The 4,033-nt window shown below is 68.0% G+C and carries 3 protein-coding genes and 2 pseudogenes; all 5 read left to right on the top strand.

The annotated features are described in order from the left end of the window. Window positions 1-601: pseudogene (locus NF20_RS11685) on the top strand (IS256-like element IS1245 family transposase); the annotation flags it as partial. 402 nt (window positions 602-1,003) lie between these two features. After that, window positions 1,004-1,168 (top strand): hypothetical protein, encoded by a 165-nt coding sequence (locus tag NF20_RS28165; protein ID WP_255343457.1) that lies wholly within the window; start codon window positions 1,004-1,006, stop codon window positions 1,166-1,168. Window positions 1,169-1,202: 34 nt separating this feature from the next. Beyond that, complete coding sequence (locus NF20_RS28160) at window positions 1,203-1,760, top strand: tyrosine-type recombinase/integrase (protein WP_050594239.1); 558 nt, start codon at window positions 1,203-1,205, stop codon at window positions 1,758-1,760. Continuing rightward, on the top strand, window positions 1,757-3,700 hold the full coding sequence (locus NF20_RS11675; RefSeq protein ID WP_007172497.1) for a tyrosine-type recombinase/integrase: 1,944 nt from the start codon (window positions 1,757-1,759) through the stop codon (window positions 3,698-3,700). The genes NF20_RS28160 and NF20_RS11675 overlap by 4 nt, the downstream gene beginning before the upstream one ends. A 43-nt stretch (window positions 3,701-3,743) precedes the next feature. Next, a pseudogene (locus tag NF20_RS11670) lies at window positions 3,744-3,965 on the top strand (transposase); the annotation flags it as partial. Between the last annotated feature and the right edge of the window lie 68 nt (window positions 3,966-4,033).

Below are 4,033 nucleotides of genomic sequence, written 5' to 3'. Positions count from 1 at the left end.
GATCTGCAAAGACCTCGACACCGAGGTCGCGGCCTTCCGGGACCGGCCGTTGGGTGATCAGCGCTTTCCGTATGTCTTCCTCGACGCCACCTACTGCAAGGCCCGGGTGAATCATCGGGTGGTGTCGCAGGCGGTGGTCATCGCCACCGGGGTGGCCGCTGACGGGCGCCGCGAGGTACTGGGCTTTGAGGTCGGAGACTCCGAGGACGGGGCGTTCTGGACCGCGTTTTTGCGGTCGTTGAAATCCCGCGGTCTGGCCGGAGTCCAACTGGTCATCTCCGATGCCCATGCCGGACTGCGCAGTGCCATTGACGCCGTGCTGATCGGGGCCGCCTGGCAGCGGTGTCGAGTGCACTTCCTGCGCAACGTGCTCGCCCAAGTGCCCAAGGGCTCCGCAGAGATGGTCGCCGCCGCGATCCGCACCGTCTTCGCCCAGCCAGACGCCGAGCACGTGCGCGAACAACTCGACACCATCGCCGGCATGCTCGGCCGCCAGTTCCCCAAGGTCGAAACCATGTTGCGCGAGGCCGCCGCCGACATCACCGCCTTCGCCGACTTCCCGGTGGCCCACTGGAAAAAGATCTGGTCAACCAACCCACTATCCGTTAACCGGCTCTCCGGGGACACGGTTCGGGCTGCAGCGTGAGGTTCACGCACAAGCGCTGAGCACGGATGGATGCTGTCTGCATCTCGGTGGGGGAAGGCGGAGCGGCGATGCGGGTACTCAAGAGCGACAGCGGATATGTCCTGGAGGGCGACTGGGACGGGCAGGACGCGGTGAACGCGTTTCTCAACCATTTGGCGGGACGGGGGTTCAGCGCGGCCACGGTGCGGGCCTACGCATTCGACGTCGCCAATTTGAGCCGGTCCTCGTCCAGCAAGCGGTCGGGCTCGCCGCGGTCGATGCGCCGTTGGTGTTCGACTGGATCGACTGGCAAGGCGTCCGCCGAACGGACCAGCCACCGGCGGTCACCGCTCGTCGACCCCGCCGGCAGCTTCGACGGTGAACCGCCGGGTCGCGGCAGTGCGCGCGTTATTCGAGTATCTGGTGATGACCGGTGTCTGCACCGACAATCCGGTGCCGTCGCCGCGGCGGGGACAGGGGCTGCGCCAGTCGCAGCGGGGTTGCTCGGTCATCTGGGTCCCGGCGTGCACGCAGTGGCGGTAGGTTGGTGCGTCAGCCGCAGCGTCTTCCGGAATCGTTGTCCACCAACGATGTCGACGCGTTCCTGGCGACACTGGCAACGCACCGGGACCGGGCGATGGTGCTGGTGATGCTACTCGGAGGGCTGCGTTCGGCCGAGGCGCGTGGCCTGCTGCTCGCCGACGTCGATATGGGCCGGCGCCGGCTTCGGGTGATCGGCAAGGGCGGCAAGGAACGTCATGTCCCGGTCGATGCGGCGTTCTTCACCGAGCTCGCCGCCTACCTGCGATGGGAGCGGCCGCCGGGGTTGGCGACGCCGCAGTGCTTCGTAGTGCTGCGCGGCCCGACGACCGGTGCACCGGTCAGCGAGGCCGGGCTGCGCAGCCTGTTCCGTCGGCACCGGGAGACCTCTGGCGCCACAAGAGTCCGCCCGCACCGTTTACGGCATACCTACGGCACCGAATTGTCGGCGGCCGGAATCGATCTGCTGGCGTTGCGGGCGTTGATGGGGCATGTCTCGCCGGAGACCACGGCCCGCTACGTGCATTTGTCGATCGAGCAGCTCGCCGCCGAATACGGTGCTGCTCGTGCGACGTTGGCCGGAGCCCGGCAGTGACCACGGTGTTGGTCGGCCAACCCGTAGGCGCCGACGAGGTGGTGGCGGATTATCTCGACCACGTCGCCACCCTGGGTTTGAGCGGGCGGGCGGTACGCGACCGGATTCGGATCGCTCGCGACTTCACCGCACGCCACCGCGACCTGCACGCCTGGATGACGCTGCCGGCAGCCGAGCGGATCGCCGAGATACGGGACACCGGGGCGTGGCCGCTGATCTGTCACACGATCGGCACCGGCCGGTTACGGCTGGACGTCGAGCTGGCCGCGGTCAAACAGTTGACCGGGCTGGGCCGCGCAGTGGAGGACCGGGATCCGAGCGGATTCGCCGCGTTGCGGAATGCGGGAATTCGGTTGGGCTGGAGGAGTTCCTGGGTCGAGACGGTCCTCGGCGAATGTCTGGCGGTAGTGCTGGCACACCACGGCGGAATGGTCGCCGACCTGACCGGCGACGCGCTCGACGACTTCGACGCCGCGCTGTCACGTACCGTGGTGCCGCCATCGTCGCGGCGGGCATACAGGGGGCGGCTGGCCAGCCTGCGGCAGCTGTTGTTCGAGACCGCGGTCATCGACACCGCGCCGAAACGCCGGCGGTGGGCCCGTAGCCTCGAGCAGCGCTTCACCGAGGTGGAGATGCCCGACCCGATCCGTCAGACGTTGCTGCGCTACATCGGCGTGCGCGCGGCGGTGCTGCGGCCCAAATCGGTCGAGTCGCTGATCAACGACCTGCTGCCCTTCGCCGAATACCTCACCGCTCACCATCCCGACGTCATCAGCCTGCGTGAACTCGACCGGAGCTGCATCGAGGGCTACCTGAAATGGAATCGCACCCGGGGCTGGCGTGGTCAGCGCGCCGCCGCGGGCGCCGGGCGCACCGTCTCGGCCGCGGTGGCCCAGTCGGCAGTGCTCAGTCTGCGCAACCTGCTCGACGACATCACCGCCTGGGGCTGGGCGCAGGCCCCACCACGGCGGTTGGTATTCGCCGCCGACGTCCCCAAACTCGACCAGCCGTTGCCACGCGCGCTAGCACCCGATGTGGACGCGGCAGTGATGAACGCCGTTGCCCACCTGCAGGATCCGTTCGCCCGCATCGGCCTGACCGTGCTGCGTGGTGCCGGCCTGCGGGCGGGGGAACTGCTCGACCTCGAACTGGGCAGCATCATCGACTACGGACCGGCCGGAACCTGGCTGAAGGTGCCACTGGGCAAGCTCGCCACCGAACGCATGGTCCCGCTCTCCGCCGCGACCCTCGCCGCGCTCGACGAGTGGGTCGCCCTCCGCGGCACGCACCGGCCGCTGCCGCACCCACGCACCGGCGTGCTCACCGACTTTCTGTTCACCCGGCACGGACGCCGCCTGGGCTACACCCGGCTGCGCAACGGGCTGCTCACCGCCGCTGAATCCGCCGGGTTGCACCGTCCCGACGGCGGCGTCCTGATGGTCACTCCACATCAGTTGCGCCACACCTGGGCCACCGAACTCGCCAACGCCGGGATGAGTCTGCAGGCCTTGATGTCCTTACTCGGGCACGTCACTCCACAAATGACGATCCGCTACGCCACCCTGGCCTCGCCCACCCTGCGCGCGGCCTACGACGAAGCGATGGGCAAGATGCGCCGCCAGTTCACCCTCACCCCGGTCGGCAAACCGATCCTGCCCGACAAGGTCGGCTGGCTGCACAGTGAAATGCTGAAAACCCGCGTTGCACACGGATACTGCGCTCGCCACGAATCCGCGGGCGCGTGCCCTTATGCCAACATCTGCGAAACCTGCGACAACTACGTCACCGCCCCCGAATTCCGCGACACGCTCACCGACCAACTCGCCGACGTCCAGGCCCTCAGAACCGACGCCGAGTGCCGCGGCTGGACCGACGAAGCCGCCCGCCACGACCGCGTCGCCCACGCCCTTACCGACCACCTCCAGCGCCTCGATCGATGAACATCCCACCCCGACGGGTTGACCCGCCCCCGAGGGCCGGATAATGGAGCGATTGAACAAGGAAATCAAACGCCGCACCGACGTCGTCGGCGTGTTCCCCAACCCCGCCGCGCTGTTACGGCTGGCCGGCTCGGTACTCGTTGAGGCCCACGACGAATGGCAGGTCGCCGACAAGCGCTACCTCTCCGAGACCAGCCTCGCTCTGCTCGACGTCAGTGACCAAAGTGCCGAAACCATTGCCCCCACAGCCGCTCTCACGGCATAGTGGCTACCACAGAGCCACACGCGGACACGCGACCGCTCTTACACCACTCCACGGGACGTGACCGTGCG

This window comes from Mycobacterium sp. MAC_080597_8934 (assembly GCF_000523975.1).
Classification (GTDB): Bacteria; Actinomycetota; Actinomycetes; order Mycobacteriales; family Mycobacteriaceae; genus Mycobacterium; species Mycobacterium avium.
This window is presented reverse-complemented; position numbering and strand designations above follow the sequence as displayed.